Source organism: Amycolatopsis sp. TNS106 (assembly GCF_019330265.1).
In the GTDB taxonomy this organism is placed as follows: domain Bacteria; phylum Actinomycetota; class Actinomycetes; order Mycobacteriales; family Pseudonocardiaceae; genus Amycolatopsis; species Amycolatopsis lurida.
The window spans coordinates 2160352-2175968 of record NZ_CP024972.1 but is presented as its reverse complement, the minus strand read 5'-3'; the positions used below and the strand labels follow the sequence as shown (position 1 = coordinate 2175968).

Below are 15617 nucleotides of genomic sequence, written 5' to 3'. Positions count from 1 at the left end.
CCGTGAGAACGGGCCGGGTGGACGTCCCGGTCGAAGCACTGGCGGTACTCGCCGAACGCGAACGCGTCGGCGACCTGCACATCACGTTGCGTCCCGAACCGCGCTGGCTGTCCAGGACGGCCCGCGCGGAGGCGGACAAGCGGGTGGAAGCGGCGTTGGCGCAAGCCGGGCTGCTGGACTCGAGCGGTCGCGCGTCGGTCGACTTCCTGGACTGGCTTCCGGTGCTCACGAAACCGGCCATCGAGTACTACGGCTGGGTGAACGCCGGAGGCGAGACCTACGGCGTCCTGGCCGCGTCGCTGGGACTGCAGGCGGTGCTGGCCGTGGCGTCCGGTGACTGGGTCGGGCTTCAGGAGATCGATCGGCGGCGGCTGCCGGAAACGCTGATCGAACAGTTGCCGCCCGTCCCGGCGGGTGGTGGCAGGCTTCGCACGGTCCGTGCGTACGAGCTCGAAGAGGCGGCCCGGCGCGGCCCGGACACGCATTCGCTGCCGCCGGTGATCGCCGACATCGTCAGCCTCGTGCAGCGGCCGGTCGAGGGGAGCGGTGAGCTCTACGTCGGCAAGCGGGACGAGATCGGCAGGCACGTGGCCGTCGAGGATCCGCTCCACTTCGCCGACACGGACTGGGGCCGGTACCTCAGCTACACGACCGGGCACGGCAACGACGCGGTGGTCCACATCGGACCCGCCGGTCCGGCGGAGCTGGCCGACGCGCTTCGGCACGTCGCCGGGACCCTTCCCGGGTAGCCACAGGCAAGTACGTGAAGGCCCCCTTCACTGCGTCTAGCGCAGTGAAGGGGGCCTTCACGTACTTAAAGCACGCGCGCCCAGGAACCCCTCCCGGCTATTGTGACAGCGCTGTTGCATTTCTGGCGGATCTGGGAGGACGAGAACGTGACACGGCTGTATCCGGAAATCGAACCGTACGACCACGGGATGCTCGACGTCGGCGACGGGCACCTCGTGTACTGGGAGGTCTGCGGGAACCCTGACGGCAAACCCGCCGTCACGCTGCACGGCGGCCCGGGGACCGGCTGCAGTACCGGCCTGCGCCGGTACTTCGACCCGGCCAAGTACCGGGTCGTGCTCTTCGACCAGCGCGGCTGCGGCCGGAGCACCCCGCACGCGGGCGAACCCGAGGCCGACCTCTCCGCCAACACCACCGACCACCTGGTCGCCGACATGGAGCGGCTTCGCGAGCACCTGGGGATCGAGAAGTGGCTGCTCTTCGGCGGCTCCTGGGGTTCGGTGCTCGCACTGGTGTACGCCGAACGGCATCCGGACCGGGTCTCGGAGATGGTCCTGATGGGCTTGGCCACCGGCCGCCGTAGCGAGACCGACCTGCTCACCCGCGGCCTCGGCGGCGTCTTCCCCGAGGCGTGGGCGAAGTTCCGCGACGGTGTTCCCAAAGAGGATCGCGATGGCGACCTGGCGGCGGCCTATCTCAAGGTGCTGATGGACCCGGATCCGGCAGTGCACGACAAGGCCGCGGCCGACTGGTGCGCCTGGGAGGACGCGATCATCCCGACTTCCCCGCCGTACAAGAGCTTCGAGACGGCGAAGTTCCGGCTCGCCTTCGCCAGGCTGGTGACGCACTACTGGAGCCAGGGGTCCTTTTTGGACGACGGCGTGGTCCTGCGCGAGGCCGGAAAGCTGGCTCACATCCCGGCTGTGCTCGCGGAAGGAAGCCTCGACCTCGGCAACCTCATCGGCACGCCGTGGGAACTGGCCCACGCGTGGCCCGGCAGCGAACTGGTGATCATCGACGAGGTCGGCCACAGCACCCAGGACGAGCCGATGCGCGAAGTCCTCATCGGCGCGACGGACCGCTTCGCGTCCTGAGCGAAGGATCGCGCGTGAAGGCCCCCTTCCCTCGGCTCAGCCGAGGGAAGGGGGCCTTCACGCGCATTCTCAGGGGATGACGAGGGCGGGCGCGGCTTCGGGTGCGGTGGCGGCGTCCGAATGGGTGTTTTCGGCGAGCCGCAGGCCGGTGGTGCGCGGGGCGATCCGGTCGAGGTTCCACGAACTCAGCAACAGCGCCACCTTCGCCCGCATCTCGGTCCGCAGGCGCAGGAACGAATCGGCCGGATCGGCGCCGACCTCGCCGAGCAGGAGCCACCAGGCCCACGCGGCCGCGCCCGCGTTCGCGACGAAGTCCGGGATCACCGGAATGCCGCGCGCGGCCAAGCCGGCTTCGGCGTCGGGGGTGGTCGCCGCGTTGGCGGCTTCGATGACGACCTTCGCCTTGACCGCGCCCTGATTCCCGGCGCGCAGCGCGTAGGAGATCGCCGCCGGGACGAGGATGTCGGCGTCCGTCGCCACGATCTCGTCACACGGGAGCAGCCGGACGTCGGCGGGGAGACGGCTGCGGTCGATCTCGCCGTAGGAGTCCCGCAGCTCCAGCAGCGCCGGGATGTCGAGGCCTTCGGGCCGGTACAGCGTCCCGGCCGCGTCGGCGACCGCGACGACCTTCATGCCGGCTTCGTGCAGGTACCAGGCCGCGCCGCCGCCCATGGTGCCGATGCCCTGGACGGCGACCGTGGTCTTCTCGGCCGCCCATTCCCAGGCGTCGGCGACACCGAGGCAGGCCTGCGCGACGCCGTAGCCGCCGATCACGTCGCCGAGCAGGAGGCCGCCGGGGACGGGTGTGCTCAATCCGGCCTGCACACGGCGAAGGGTGCGCGCCGGGTCGGCCGAACGGCGGATCGCGGCGTGGTACGACTGGTCGAGGCCGAGTTTCGCGAACACCTCGTCGATCAGGTGCTGGGGCACGCCGAGGTCCTCGGCGGTCACCCAGTGGTTGTCGATCCACGGCCGCAGGAACGCGCAGAACCGTTCCAGCACACCGAAAGCGCGCTCGTCCTTCGGATCGAAGTCGATACCGCCCTTGGCCCCGCCGACCGGCAGGCCGAAGGTCGCGGTCTTGTTCGCCATGCCCCTCGCCAGGTCCTCGACCTCCGACATCGTGCAGCCCGCGCGCATCCGGGTCCCGCCGGTCGCGATACCGGAGACCAGGCTGTGCACTACGAGGTAGCCGGTGGCACCGGTGACGGGGTCGGTCCAGATCAGCCTCATCAGCGGTTCGGCGTTCCTCGCGGCCATGCGGCCACCTCCTTCGGGATTCGGGTTCGTCCTGCGGCACTTCCGAGGGTGCGCCCTGCCGGGCACGGGCGTCCATTTACCGAATCTGAACGATGTCGTGCAGAGAAACTGGTGTAACGCGTCATCCGGCGTCCGCGACCGCACCCGTTTACGTTGGGGTCATGGAGCTTTCGTTGCACCGCCTGAGGATGCTCCGCGAGTTGAGCCGGCGCGGCACGGTCACAGCGGCCGCCGCTTCGCTGCATTACACCGCTTCGGCGGTATCGCAGCAGCTGGCGCAACTGGAACGGGACGTGGGCGCGAAGCTGTTCGAACGCTTCGGCAGACGGGTGCAGCTGACCGAGCTGGGGCTGTTGCTGACCGAGCACGCCGAGGAGATCCTGGGATCCGTCGAGCGGGCGACACTGGCCTTGGAGGAGGCGCAGGAGACCGTTTCGGTACGGCTCATGGCCGGGGTGTGGGCGTCGGTCGCTTCGGGGCTGCTACCGCACGCGCTGGCCGCGCTGGCGGATGAACATCCGGGGATCCAGGTCCGGACCCGGGAGCTCGCCCCCGAGGACACCGCCGACGCCGTCCGGGACGGCGAACTGGATCTGTCGTTCGTGATCGACTACTCCGACGCGCCGATGCCGTGGGACGCCGGTCTGGAACGCGCGGTGATCGCGGTCGAACGGCTGCACGCCGCGGTACCCGCCGGCGCCGTCCCCGCGGGGAGCGCGTCACTGCTCGAACTGGCCGAGCACCCATGGATCCTCGCCAGCCCGAAGAGTCACTTCGGCCGCGCGGTGCGCACGGCGTGTCACCGTCACGGGTTCGAGCCGAAGATCAACCACGAGGTGGAGGAGCAGTCGACGGCGATGGCGATGGTCCGGGCGGGGCTCGGGGTAACCCTCGTGTCGGATCTCGGGCTCGGCCTCCGGCCACCGGGGATCGACGTTGTCGCGTTGACCACACCGTTGCTCCGGACGGTTTCGATCGCCTATCGGACGACCTCGTCACGGCGGCCGGCCCTGCAGCTGGTGATCGAGGCGGTCCGCAACGCGGCGGCCGCGCTGGGCCTGGGGACGGAGCCCGCTTTGCCCTGAATCGTCCGGTCCTAAGAGGTGGTCGTCGGATCCTGCCCCGCAAGAACCGGCCTGAATTTGTCGGACCCCGCGTGTAGCGTCCGAAGTCAAGGTATCTCAGTTATCGGACAACCGACTGGACGGCGGAAAGATGACTACTGTTCATGATTTCCCCGAGAAGTCCGGGAGCGCGTCGAACGCGACGGCGAAGGTCCTCTCGGACCGCGCCGAGGGCGAGGCGTATGTGGCTTCCGTGTGCTTCAAGCACGGGCCACCGAGACTTCTCGGCGTAGAGCTGGAATTCACCGTGCACTACGCCGACGAGCCCGGCCGGCCTCTCGATCCCGACGATCTCGCCACCGCGCTCGGCCCGCACACGCCGCGGACCCTGCGCCCCGACAGCCCCGCCCTCCCGCTTCCGGCAGGTTCACCACTGAGCCTCGAGCCCGGATGCCAGGTGGAGATCTCCGCTCAACCACAGACCACGCTGCGCCACCTGGACGCCGTCGTCTCGGCCGATCTGGCCCACCTCGAAAATCTTCTCGCCGCACAAGGCCTGTACCTGGGGGACTCCGGGATAGACCGGTATCGCGCCCCCGCCCGAAAACTGGGCACACCGCGCTACGCCGCGATGGAACGCCGCTTCGCGCCCATGGGTTCCGGGGGCGCGACGATGATGTGCAGCACCGCCGGCCTGCAGGTCTGTGTGGACACCGGTGAGGCGGGCGACCTGGCCGACCGCTGGGCCGCCGTCCACGCGCTCGGTCCGCCCCTGCTGGCCACCTTCGCCAACTCCCGGGTCCACGCCGGACGCGACACCGGCCACGCGTCCGCGCGCTGGCTGGCCGTGATGGAGACGGAACGGGTCCGCACCCGGTCGGCGGAACCGGGAAAGGATCCGGCGGGCGAGTGGGCCCGCAGGATCCTCGACACGCCGTTGATGGTCCTTCCCGGCCGTGACGGCCGCTGGGACGCGCCCGATTCCCTGACCTTCGCCGACTGGATCGACGGGCGGGGCGAGGGTGCCGGGCTCGACAGGCCGACCGAGGAAGACCTGGCCTATCACCTGACGACGTTCTTCACCCCGGTCCGTCCACAGGGGTATCTGGAGATCCGGTACCTGGACGCCCAGCCCGCCGCCAGATGGCTGCACCCGGTCGCCCTGCTGGCCGCACTGCTCGCCCGGCCGTCCACAGTGGACAAGCTGCTCGAACTGTGCGAACCGGTCACGGGCGGCTGGGAACGCGCGGCCCGGTACGGCCTGGCCGATCCGGCGATCGCCACCGTCGCGAGCAAGGTGGTGGACCTCGGCTGTGCCGAACTCGGCACCACCGGTCTGCCGCCGGAGACCATCACGGAGATCAGCGAGGGCGTGCAGTCCCTCGTGCACGGTTCGAGGAGCCACCAGTCATGAGCGTGGAAAGCACCGAGACCAACCCGCTTCGCGCGCTGAGCCCGCAAGACCTGCGGGCGCACGCGGCCGAGGCGCTCACCAGGGCCCGCGAGCGCAGTGCCGCGCTGACGGACGTGGACGACGAAGACCTGGTCCGCCAGCATTCGAAACTGATGTCGCCGCTGGTCTGGGACCTCGCACACATCGGCAGCCAGGAAGAGCTCTGGCTGGTGCGCGACGTGGGCGGCCGGGAGGCGCTCCGGCCCGACATCGACGACATCTACGACGCGTTCCAGCACGCCCGCGCGGATCGTCCGGCGCTGCCGCTGCTGGGCCCGGACGAGGCGCGCAAGTACGTCCGCGAGGTCAGGGAGAAATCCTTCGACATCCTGGAAACCGTTCCGCTGCAAGGCAGGCGGCTCACCGAAGACGCCTTCGCCTTCGGCATGATCACCCAGCACGAGCAGCAGCACGACGAGACGATGCTGGCCACCCATCAGCTCCGCAAGGGCGATCCGGTGCTGCACGCGCCCGCGCCGCCGCCGTCGCGGTCCGGGCCACTGCCCGCGGAGGTGTTCGTACCCGGCGGCGTCTTCACGATGGGCACCTCGGCCGAGCCGTGGGCGCTGGACAACGAGCGCCCGGCGCACGAGGTCGCGGTGGAGGCGTTCTTCATCGACACCGCACCGGTCACCTGTGGGGCGTATGCCGAGTTTCTCGACTCCGGGGGCTACGAAGACCCGAAGTGGTGGAGCGAGCGTGGCTGGGCGTACCGGAGCGAGTACGGCATCCAGGCGCCGCGCTTCTGGAAACGGGAGCAGGACGGCTGGTGGCGGACGCGGTTCGGCGTCTACGAGAAGGTGCCCGCCGCGGAGCCCGTCGTCCACGTTTCCTTCCACGAGGCCGAGGCGTACGCCGCCTGGGCGGGGCGTCGCCTGCCGACCGAGCCGGAGTGGGAGAAGGCCGCCCGGTTCGACCCGGCGACCGGCCGGTCGCGCCGGTTCCCTTGGGGCGACGAGGAACCCACTCCCGACCACGCGAACCTCGGGCAGCGGCATCTGCGGCCCGCGGAGGTCGGCGCGTACCCGGCGGGTGCCTCGCCGCTGGGCGTGCACCAGCTGATCGGCGACGTCTGGGAGTGGACCAGCAGCGGCTTCGAAGCGTATCCGGGATTCGCCGCATTCCCCTACAAGGAGTATTCGGAGGTGTTCTTCGGCGGGGACTACCGGATCCTGCGTGGTGGCTCGTTCGGGACGGACGCCGCGGCGATCCGTGGCACGTTCCGCAACTGGGATCACCCGATCCGGCGACAGATCTTCTCCGGGTTCCGCTGTGCCCGGGACGCGCGGCCGAGCGAGGTGGCCTGAGGGGCATGTGCCGTCACCTCGCGTATCTCGGCGAGCCGCGCTCGCCCGCCGAGATGCTCTTTCACGCCCCTCATTCGCTGCTCGTGCAGTCCTACGCGCCCCGTGACATGCGGGGCGGTGGTTCGGTCAACGCGGACGGGTACGGCCTCGGCTGGTACGCCGACGGCTCCGAACCGCTGCGGCTGCGCCGATCCGCTCCCTTGTGGACGGACGGGGATCTGCCGGCACTGGCCGGATCGGTCCGGTCGCACGCTTTCCTGGCGGCGGTCCGGAACGGTACGACGGGGATGCCCGTGGTCGAGGCGGCGAACGCGCCGTTCACCGGCGGCGGCTACCTCTTCAGCCACAACGGCCTGGTGCGGGGCTGGCCTGACTCGATGTCCGAGCTCGCCGCGAAACTGCCGATCACCCGGCTGCTGACGTTGGAAGCGACCACGGATTCGATACTGCTGTGGGCGTTGCTGAGTGAGCGGCTGGAGGCGGGCGAAGACCCGCTCGCGGCCGTCACCTGGCTGACCGGAGTGGTCGAGGAGGCGGGGCCGGGTTCGCGGCTCAATCTCCTGCTGACCGACGGCCGGACGCTCATCGGTACCGCGTGGACGCATTCCCTGTCCTATCGGGACATCGGAGGCGGTGTGCTCGTCGCGTCGGAACCGTGCGACGACGATCCCGGCTGGACTCCCGTTCCCGACCGCCACGCCGTCCGGGTCACCGGCGCGGGCGTGGAAATCCTTCCCCTCGAAGCCGATCGGAGCCCTGAGGCACGATGACCGAAGTCGACCTCGACGTACACCACAGCGAATCGGATATCACCGAGCAGCTGCGCGCGGACGTCCGCGCCGGCCTGGAGGCGGACCAGAAGTGGTTGTCGCCCAAATGGTTCTACGACGCACGCGGCAGCGAACTGTTCGAGAAGATCACCGCCCTCCCCGAGTACTACCCGACCCGGAGCGAGCGGGAAGTCCTCGCCGCGCGCGGTGGCGAGATAGCCGAAAGCTCGGGCGCGCACACCCTCGTCGAACTCGGATCCGGTTCGAGTGAAAAGACGAGGCTTCTCCTCGACGCGCTCACGAGCCATGGCACGTTGAAGGAGTTCGTCCCGCTCGACGTCTCCGAGACCGCGCTCGCCGAAGCCGCGGAAGCCATCACGGCCGACTACCCGTCCCTCGAGGTCCGGGGTGTGGTCGGCGACTTCACCCGGCATCTCGACCTGCTGCCGGGCGACCGGCCGCGGCTCGTGGTCTTCCTCGGCGGCACGATCGGCAATTTCCTCCCCGCCGACCGCGCCACCTTTCTGCGTTCGGTCCGCGAGGTGCTCGACGAGGGGGAGTGGTTCCTCCTCGGGACAGACCTCGTGAAGGACCGGGAAACCCTGGAACGCGCGTACGACGACGCGGCGGGGGTCACCGCCGAGTTCAACCGCAACATGCTCCGCGTGATCAACAACGGTCTCGGCGCGAACTTCGACCCGGCCGCGTTCGACCACGTCTCGTATTGGGACGAGGAGAACGAATGGATCGAGATGCGCCTGCGTGCCCGCGAGCCGCAGACCGTCGACATCCCGGGCGCCGCACTGCAGGTGAAGTTCGCCGAGGAAGAATACGTGCGCACCGAGATCTCCGCGAAGTTCCGGCGGGAGGGGATCGCCGCGGAACTGGCCGACGCCGGTTTCTCGGTGGAGAAATGGTGGACGGACTCGGAATCGCGGTTCGGGGTGAGCCTGGCAAGATCTGTCCGTGACTAACCCTCTCACGTCGCTCGCCCGCGCGCTCGGCACGAAACCATGGCTGATGGGGCTCGCCGGCGGGATCATCTGGGTGGACAAGAGACTCCACCGGCTTTTCAAGGGGAAGGTGAGCCTGGTCGCGCTGGCCGGGCTCCCTTCCCTGCGCCTGACCACGACGGGCCGCAAGAGCGGGCTGCCCCGCAGTACCAATCTCCTCTACTTCCCGCACGGTGAAGGCTTCGTGCTCGTCGGCTCCAATTGGGGGAGGCCGAACGATCCCGCTTGGACGCACAACCTGAGGTCGAATCCCGACGCGGTCGTCGCGCTGGCGGGCAAGGAGATCCCGGTCAGGGCCAGGGAACTGCGCGGAGACGAGTACGAAGCGATGTGGAAACTGCTGCTGGAGTTCTGGCCCGGTTACTCCATGGAGGAGCAAGCCGCTCGCCGTGTGTTACCGATTTTCGCGTTGAAGACAACCACTCGATAGGTTCGTACCATCCTTTCGGCCGGTGACTGGGTTACCGGCTTGTGCGAGGCTCGCTTGGTGTTACGCGCCGTGACGTCGACGGCGCGCCGAGCGACGTGGCCCACCACGTCGCCAGCCGAGGGAGGAGTCGTTTTGCCGAGATCCACAAGGAGGCCGGTGCGCGGTTTCGCACTGGTAGGGGCACTCGTGGCCGGCGCCGCGCTGACCGGGACGTCCGGGACGGCGGTGGCCGCCCCGGAGGCCGGGCCGACCGCCGCCCAGGTCGGCGTGACGGCGCCGGTGAACTGGGGCACCTGCACGGCGGACCAGATCCGCGGTGTTCCCGCCGACCAGGCCAAGTTCTACAGCTGCGCGCGGTATCGTGTGCCGATCGACCACGACAACGCGGCGCTCGGCACCATCGACATCGCGATGCTGAAGCGGGCGGCGAAGACGCCCGACAAGAAGGTCGGCTCGCTGTTCCTCAACCCGGGTGGTCCCGGCGGTTCCGGGTTCCGGATGCCGATCGGCGCGGCGAACTACTTCCAGCCGCAGGTGCTCGACCGGTTCGACCTGATCGGGTTCGACCCGCGCGGGGTCGGGGCCAGCAACCCGCTCAAGTGCTTCACCACGCAGGAAGACGCGGACGACGTCTTCTCCGGGCAGATCCCCGTGCCGCTGACCCGGCAGGAGATCTCCGGGACGCTGGCGTCGTACCGGGACTACGGCCAGTTCTGCAAGAACAACGCGGGCGCGCTGCTGAACCACATGTCCACGAAGGACGTCGTGCGTGACCTCGACAAGATGCGGGCGGCCGTCGGCGACCAGAAGCTGACCTTCGTCGGCTTCTCGTACGGGACCCTGATCGGGTCGACGTACACGTCGATGTTCCCGAAGCAGAGCCGGGCGATCGTCGTCGACGGCAACGTCGACCCGGCGCTGCGCACCAGCGACGGTGTGCAGTACGACCGCGAGCGCGCTCGCGGGTTCGAGATCGCGCTGGACGCCTTCCTGCGCAAGTGCGCGCAGGTCGGGCCGAAGTGCTCCTTCAGCGGCGGTACGCCGCGGGAGAAGTTCGACGAGATCCGCGGCTACCTGCGCCAGCAGCCGATCAAGCTGCCGGACGGGAGCAGCTACGACATCAACGCGTTCACCAGCACGGTGGCCGGGGTGCTGTACTCGCCGACGTCGTTCCCGCCGCTGGCCGACGATCTGCAGGCGCTGTACAACATCGTCCACCCGCCCGCCGCGCAGGCGCAGACGGCGCAGGCCGTCGAGCTGAAGGTGCTGCGCTCGGGGGCGAACGGGCGCGCGGACGCGAACCCGGACAGCCCGTACACCGGCGACGACTCCTACTTCGCCGTGAACTGCTCGGACAAGAAGATCACGATCAAGCAGGAGAAGGTCCCGGAGATCGCCGCGAAGTGGGAGAAGGAATCGCCCACTTTCGGTCGCTACCAGGCGTTCTCGGATATCGCGGGCTGCCCGGTGTGGCCGGCCAAGAAGCCGGACGTCTACCGCGGCCCGTGGCAGGCCAAGACCGACACCCCGGTCCTGGTCATCGGCAACTACTACGACCCGGCGACCCAGTACCTGTTCTCGAAGCGGATGGCCGACCAGCTGGGCAACGCCCGGTTGCTCTCGGTCGACGCGTTCGGGCACTGCATCCTCGGTGACTCGCTCGGGGTGGACAAGGTGACGGCCGACTACCTGATCGATCTGAAGGTCCCGGCCAACGGCCAGGTGTTCCAGCCGAACGTCCAGCCGTTCGAAACCACTGCCTGATCCAGGCGAACGACCATGAAGGCCACCGTCCCGGCGGTGGCCTTCATGGCGTCCGGGGACCGGTCCCCAATGCCCGGCCCTAGGGTTCCGGACGGGGAGGGCCGGACAGGCCGGACGACTGCTCGTCCAGGCCGTCCGGGTGGGTAACCAGGGCACCGGCTTCGGCGTGGTCGCGGCCGCCGGTGCGCCTGGCTCACCCGCCGGTTTCAGACGTTGACGCTCGCGTAGGCGTCGAGACCGTAGTTCGACGCGTACGCGTTCTCGACCCCGACAAGGAGGTCGACGACGTCGAAGTACCGGTCCCAGAAGGGCGTCTCACGCAGCGCCTCGACGAGCAACTGGTACGAGTGATGGTCGTCGGCTTCCCACACCCACACGTCGGTCACTCGCGCGGAGTAGAACTCGGTGTCGAAGAACCGGGACCGGACACCCTTCACCTTGCTCTCGATCACCGGGAGGATCTCGGTTTTGAAGGCCTCCACCCGCTGCTCGACGGTGAGGCCGAGCCACTCCGTCGTGGTCTTCACCAGCATGAACGCGGTCACTTCGGACATGGTGTTCCCTTTCGGTCAGGCGTAGGCGCCGGCTTCGATGTCCTCGGCCAGGCTCGGTCCGTGCGGGGTCCACTTGAGGAGTTCTCGGGTGCGCGCGCTCGACGCGGACATGTCGAGCGCGAAGAACCGGCCGACGAAGCCGAAGTGCTCGGTGGCGTTCTCCGGTGCCACGGATACCACCGGAAGGCCGAGCGTGCGCCCGACGGCTTCGGCGATCTCCCGAGTCGTGACGGCTTCTTCCGCGACCGCGTGGAGTAGCGTGCCGGTGGGTGCGCCTTCCAGCCCCAACCGGACGAGCCGGGCGGCGTCGGTGCGATGCACGGCGGCCCAGGCCGTGGCGCCGTCGCCGACGTAGCCGGAGACGCCGTGCTCGCGTGCGGCCGCGACGAGGGCGGCGAGGAATCCGCGGTCGCCCACGCCGTGCACCGATGGCGCGAACCGGGCACTGATCACCCGCATGCCCTTTTCCGCGTATTCGAGCGCGAGGTTCTCGGCGCCGCCACGATGGGATTCGGGGCCGACGGCGGGGGAGAGGTCGGCCTCGGTGGCGGGACGCCCCCGGGCCAGGGTGGAGAGGCCCGCGGCGAGAACGAAGGCCCGGCCCGTCCCCGTCAAAGTGCCGGCGAAGGTCTCGACGGCCGCCCGTTCGGCCCGGTTGGATTCGGCGGGGTCGCTCCAGTCGTGCTTGTTCGCCAGGTGGATGACGGCGTCGGCCTCTTCGGCGCCTACGCGGAGACCGTCGAGATCGTCCAGGTCTCCGCGGCGGATCCGGGCGCCCTTCCGGTCGAGCGCGGCGGCCGAGGCGTCGGACCGGGCGAGGCCGGTGACCTCGTGACCGGCGTCGAGCAACTCGTCCACGACGGCCGAGCCGATCCAGCCGGTCGCCCCGGTGATGAATACCCGCATGGGAATGCTCCTTCTACTTGGGGTTACGGGAAAGCCGTGATTGCAGGACGACGAGCGCCCCGAGGGCGAGCACACTGACGCCGATCACCCGCAGCGCCGTGCTCGCGGCGGTGACGAACGCGGAGATCACTTCGGGAGAGCGGCCGGGTACGGCCGCCAGCGCCTGCGCCACGGTGTGCGGGTCGTGGTCCGCTCGGACATCGGACGGCAGCGCGGCGACGAACCGTCCGGTGAGGACGGTGCCGATGACCGCGACACCGAGCGCGCTGCCGAATTCCCTGGTGGTGGCCTGCAGCCCGGCGCCGACCCCGGCCTGGGCGGGAGGCAGCGAACCGGAGATCGCGGCGGACAGCGTCGGGAGGGCGAGCGTGACACCGATGCCGGTCACCACGAGCCAGGCCGCGTAGCCCGGATACGGCGTCGAAGAGTCGCTTGTGGACAGTCCGATGAGGCCGCAGCCGCAGAAGACGAAGGCCATGGCGACCGTGGCGTCGACACCCAGGCGCCGGACGAGGATGCCGGCGTGCCTCGCGCCGACGATGACCGGGACGGTCAGCGGGATGATCCCGAGGCCGGTCAGCAGCACACTGAACCCTTTGCCGTACTGGAGAAAGGACGCGTTGACGTAGAACAGCGCGAACATCCCGAAGAAGATCGCGGTCATGCCGAGACAGGCACTGCGCAGCGCGGGCACCTTGAACAACCGTGGATCGAGAAGCGGGTGTTCGGCCTTCAGTTCCACGAACGTCCACAGGGCGAAAAGCACGACCGCGCCGGCGAATCCGCACAGGACGAGTGGGCTGCCCCAACCCGCTTCGGGGCCTTCGACGATACCGAGCAGCAACGCGACCGACGCGCCGACGAGCAGGACGGCACCGAGCGGACTGAGCGGCCGGTCGTGCCGCGGGGACACCGGCGCGATCCGGGCGGTCAGGGCGAGGAGCACCAAGGAGAGTGGGACGGCGGCCGCGAACAGCCAGCGCCACGATCCGCCTGCCAGCACCGCGCCGCCACCGGCGTTCCCCAGGACACCGCCGATCCCGGTCATCGAGGCCCAGGTCGCGATGGTCATGCCCTTGCGCTGGGCAGGGACGGCGTGCAGCAGGACGGCGAGCGTGTTGGGCAGCACCGCGGCGGCCCCGATCCCCGTGATCGCCCGGCCCGCCAGCAGGAAGGGCACGCTCGGCGCGAGCGCCGACAGCAGCGCGCCGAGCGCGAACAGGGCCAGACCGGCGAGCAGGACGCCCTTGCGGCCGAAGCGGTCGCCCGCCGCTCCGCCGGGGATCACGAGACAGGCGAAGAAGACGACGTAGGTGTCGACGATCCAGATCAGTGCCGACGCGGACGGGCGGAGGTCGCTCGCGGCCAGCATCGGGACGGCGAGGTTGATCGCGGCGACCATGCCGACCATGAGCACGACACAGGCGCACATGACGGCGAGCAGGCCGCGCCGGTCCGGTGCGGCTTCGGGGACGTCGCGGACTTGAAGTCGGAGTGGCATGTCCTCGACGCTATGGGCCTGCCGGTTCTTCGTGCGACGCAACTTTGGCAACCTAGAGTTGCGTACGATGCAACCATGGCCGACCAGCTGGACCTCAACCTTTTGCGCGTGTTCGACGCGTTGCTACGGGAGGGCAGCGTGACAGCTGCGGCCGAAAGGCTGCATCTGTCGATCCCGGCGGCCAGCCGGGCGCTCGGCCGGTTGCGGCGGGCCATGGGTGACCCGATCCTGGTGCGCGCCGGCCGAGGCATGGTGCCGACGCCGTTCGCGCTCCGGACGGCCCCACGGGTGCGATCCCTGCTCGACGAGGCGTCGGCCCTGATCAGTGCCGACCGCGAACTGGCGATCGGCGACCTCGAACGCACCTTCACCATCCGCATCAACGACGGTGTCGCCGCGACACTGGTGACGGCCGCCGCCGAGGCGACCGCCGCGGTCGCGCCGGGTGTCGTCCTGCGTTTCGTCGCCGAGGGGAGCGAAAGCACCGAGGCCTTGCGGGATGGTTCCGTGGATCTGGACATCGGCGCGGGCGGCATCGCCGCGCCCGACATCCGTTCGACGCTGCTGTACAACGAACGAGTGGTCGCGATCGTCAGGGCGGACGGCCCGCTCGGCGATGTGCGCCGTCCGACGCTGAGGCAGCTTTGCCGGTATCCGCACGTTTCCGCGTCACGGCGCGGCCGGGGCAGGGGACCGCTCGACGACGTGCTCGAGGCGGCCGGTCTCCAGCGCCGGGTCGCGGCGGTCGTCCCCACCTCCGCCGTCGCCGCGTTCCTGGTCGCGTCGAGCGACTACATCGGGCTCGCGCCCCAGCGGCTCGCCGAACAGTACGGCCGGTCGCTCGGCATCCGCTGGTTCCCGATCCCCGCGGATCTCCCTCCCATCGAGGTCTGCCAGCTCTGGCACGCGCGGCTCGACGCCGACCCGGCCCAGCGCTGGCTGCGTGACACGATCCACGCCGTGCTCGGCTCGTCCGGTGGTACAGTCTCGAAGGTTGATCATCACCGATCGAGTACGAAAGCGAGGTGAGCGGCACATGCCGGAAGACAGTTCTGGACCGACCGGACGTGGTCGCCGTTCACCCGTGTGCGCGGTGCGCTGACCTGCTCCGGTCTCCTTTCCCTGTCTGGCTTTGTGTACGCACGCCAGAAAAGAGCCGGAATCATGAACACCTTCGAAATGCTGCTCAGGGTCGGCACCGGCGTCGGTCTCGGCGCCGTCATCGGCATCGAGCGCCAGTACCGCGCCCGGATGGCCGGACTCCGCACCAACGCCCTCGTCGCCGTCGGCGCGACCCTCTTCGTCCTGTTGTCCGCCCACGGTTTCGGCGGGCTGAACACCAGCGGTGACGCCGACCCGACGCGCGTCGCCGCCCAGATCGTCTCCGGTATCGGTTTCCTCGGCGCCGGGGTGATCCTGCGGGACGGGCTGAACGTGCGCGGGCTCAACACCGCGGCCACCCTGTGGTGCTCGGCTGCCGTCGGATCCCTTGCGGGAGCGGGACTTTACGTCGTCGCGCTCGCCGGGACCGTGGTGATCGTCGGGGTCAACGTGCTGTTGCGCCCGCTCGGCCGCGTCGTCGACCGCCGCCCGGAACACCGGGAAGACGACCTCGTGAGTGGTAAGGACGGTTAGAACCGTCTGTCTGAGTTCAGGACATCGTGAACAGTTGATGTTTCAGGACATCGTGAACACTGACCGGCCTGTCGGCGTGATGACCAGGGTGTTTGTGGTGATCATCCGGCGATGGG

14 protein-coding genes and 1 pseudogene are annotated in these 15617 nt (G+C 69.4%); 11 read left to right on the top strand and 4 right to left on the bottom strand.

Annotated elements, in window-relative coordinates:
• Positions 1–17 precede the first annotated feature (17 nt).
• Entirely contained in the window at positions 18–749 is a 732-nt protein-coding gene (locus tag CVV72_RS09770; protein WP_125678810.1) for an ESX secretion-associated protein EspG, read from the top strand.
• Between the two features lie 189 nt (positions 750–938).
• On the top strand, positions 939–1844 hold the full coding sequence (gene pip / locus CVV72_RS09765) for a prolyl aminopeptidase (RefSeq protein ID WP_255632764.1): 906 nt from the start codon (positions 939–941) through the stop codon (positions 1842–1844).
• Positions 1845–1913: 69 nt separating this feature from the next.
• Here pip and CVV72_RS09760 read toward each other — a convergent pair whose 3' ends face one another.
• A complete protein-coding gene (locus CVV72_RS09760; protein WP_219152131.1) occupies positions 1914–3104 on the bottom strand; it encodes a Glu/Leu/Phe/Val dehydrogenase dimerization domain-containing protein in 1191 nt (396 codons plus the stop codon).
• A 161-nt stretch (positions 3105–3265) separates the two neighbouring features.
• On the opposite strand from CVV72_RS09760, the gene CVV72_RS09755 reads away from it, so the two are divergent.
• The 7 genes from CVV72_RS09755 (at position 3266) to CVV72_RS09725 (ending at position 10905) form a co-directional block, all read left to right on the top strand.
• A complete protein-coding gene (locus tag CVV72_RS09755) occupies positions 3266–4189 on the top strand; it encodes a LysR family transcriptional regulator (protein WP_219152130.1) in 924 nt (307 codons plus the stop codon).
• Positions 4190–4319: 130 nt separating this feature from the next.
• The gene (locus CVV72_RS09750; protein WP_219152129.1) at positions 4320–5582 is read left to right on the top strand and encodes a glutamate-cysteine ligase family protein; all 1263 of its coding nucleotides are present in this window, start codon (positions 4320–4322) and stop codon (positions 5580–5582) included.
• Positions 5579–6928 carry an ergothioneine biosynthesis protein EgtB gene (gene egtB / locus CVV72_RS09745; RefSeq protein ID WP_219152128.1) on the top strand — a complete coding sequence of 450 codons (1350 nt, stop codon included), beginning with the start codon at positions 5579–5581 and terminating at the stop codon, positions 6926–6928. Before CVV72_RS09750 ends, egtB begins: the two co-directional genes overlap by 4 nt.
• 5 nt (positions 6929–6933) lie before the next feature.
• Complete coding sequence (gene egtC / locus CVV72_RS09740; protein ID WP_219152127.1) at positions 6934–7698, top strand: ergothioneine biosynthesis protein EgtC; 765 nt, start codon at positions 6934–6936, stop codon at positions 7696–7698.
• Positions 7695–8672: an L-histidine N(alpha)-methyltransferase gene (gene egtD, locus CVV72_RS09735; protein ID WP_219152126.1), complete on the top strand. Its 978-nt coding sequence runs from the start codon at positions 7695–7697 to the stop codon at positions 8670–8672. Before egtC ends, egtD begins: the two co-directional genes overlap by 4 nt.
• A 46-nt stretch (positions 8673–8718) precedes the next feature.
• Entirely contained in the window at positions 8719–9141 is a 423-nt protein-coding gene (locus CVV72_RS09730; RefSeq protein WP_219153895.1) for a nitroreductase family deazaflavin-dependent oxidoreductase, read from the top strand.
• Positions 9142–9297: 156 nt separating this feature from the next.
• A complete protein-coding gene (locus CVV72_RS09725) occupies positions 9298–10905 on the top strand; it encodes an alpha/beta hydrolase (protein ID WP_219152125.1) in 1608 nt (535 codons plus the stop codon).
• Positions 10906–11111: 206 nt separating this feature from the next.
• Here CVV72_RS09725 and CVV72_RS09720 read toward each other — a convergent pair whose 3' ends face one another.
• The 3 genes from CVV72_RS09720 to CVV72_RS09710 are packed head-to-tail and all read right to left on the bottom strand — an operon-like array spanning position 11112 to position 13797.
• A complete protein-coding gene (locus tag CVV72_RS09720) occupies positions 11112–11459 on the bottom strand; it encodes a darcynin family protein (RefSeq protein WP_219152124.1) in 348 nt (115 codons plus the stop codon).
• A 15-nt stretch (positions 11460–11474) separates the two neighbouring features.
• The gene (locus CVV72_RS09715) at positions 11475–12365 is read right to left on the bottom strand and encodes an SDR family oxidoreductase (RefSeq protein WP_219152123.1); all 891 of its coding nucleotides are present in this window, start codon (positions 12363–12365) and stop codon (positions 11475–11477) included.
• Positions 12366–12378: 13 nt separating this feature from the next.
• A complete protein-coding gene (locus tag CVV72_RS09710) occupies positions 12379–13797 on the bottom strand; it encodes an MFS transporter (protein WP_219153894.1) in 1419 nt (472 codons plus the stop codon).
• Between the two features lie 144 nt (positions 13798–13941).
• On the opposite strand from CVV72_RS09710, the gene CVV72_RS09705 reads away from it, so the two are divergent.
• Both CVV72_RS09705 and CVV72_RS09700 read left to right on the top strand, forming a co-directional pair.
• Positions 13942–14895 carry a LysR family transcriptional regulator gene (locus CVV72_RS09705; RefSeq protein WP_219152122.1) on the top strand — a complete coding sequence of 318 codons (954 nt, stop codon included), beginning with the start codon at positions 13942–13944 and terminating at the stop codon, positions 14893–14895.
• 135 nt (positions 14896–15030) lie between these two features.
• Positions 15031–15462: pseudogene (locus CVV72_RS09700) on the top strand (MgtC/SapB family protein); the annotation flags it as partial.
• Between the last annotated feature and the right edge of the window lie 155 nt (positions 15463–15617).

What these genes read in the sequence shown, in the direction of transcription:
- CVV72_RS09710 (WP_219153894.1), bottom strand. Translation starts at nt 13,797, where the DNA reads ATGTGCGCCTGTGTCGTGCTCATGGTCGGCATGGTCGCCGCGATCAAC.
- CVV72_RS09760 (WP_219152131.1), bottom strand. Translation starts at nt 3,104, where the DNA reads ATGGCCGCGAGGAACGCCGAACCGCTGATGAGGCTGATCTGGACCGAC.
- CVV72_RS09730 (WP_219153895.1), top strand. Translation starts at nt 8,719, where the DNA reads ATGGGGCTCGCCGGCGGGATCATCTGGGTGGACAAGAGACTCCACCGG.
- CVV72_RS09750 (WP_219152129.1), top strand. Translation starts at nt 4,320, where the DNA reads ATGACTACTGTTCATGATTTCCCCGAGAAGTCCGGGAGCGCGTCGAAC.
- CVV72_RS09720 (WP_219152124.1), bottom strand. Translation starts at nt 11,459, where the DNA reads ATGTCCGAAGTGACCGCGTTCATGCTGGTGAAGACCACGACGGAGTGG.
- CVV72_RS09755 (WP_219152130.1), top strand. Translation starts at nt 3,266, where the DNA reads ATGGAGCTTTCGTTGCACCGCCTGAGGATGCTCCGCGAGTTGAGCCGG.
- CVV72_RS09715 (WP_219152123.1), bottom strand. Translation starts at nt 12,365, where the DNA reads ATGCGGGTATTCATCACCGGGGCGACCGGCTGGATCGGCTCGGCCGTC.
- egtD (WP_219152126.1), top strand. Translation starts at nt 7,695, where the DNA reads ATGACCGAAGTCGACCTCGACGTACACCACAGCGAATCGGATATCACC.
- egtB (WP_219152128.1), top strand. Translation starts at nt 5,579, where the DNA reads ATGAGCGTGGAAAGCACCGAGACCAACCCGCTTCGCGCGCTGAGCCCG.
- egtC (WP_219152127.1), top strand. Translation starts at nt 6,934, where the DNA reads ATGTGCCGTCACCTCGCGTATCTCGGCGAGCCGCGCTCGCCCGCCGAG.
- CVV72_RS09705 (WP_219152122.1), top strand. Translation starts at nt 13,942, where the DNA reads ATGGCCGACCAGCTGGACCTCAACCTTTTGCGCGTGTTCGACGCGTTG.
- pip (WP_255632764.1), top strand. Translation starts at nt 939, where the DNA reads ATGCTCGACGTCGGCGACGGGCACCTCGTGTACTGGGAGGTCTGCGGG.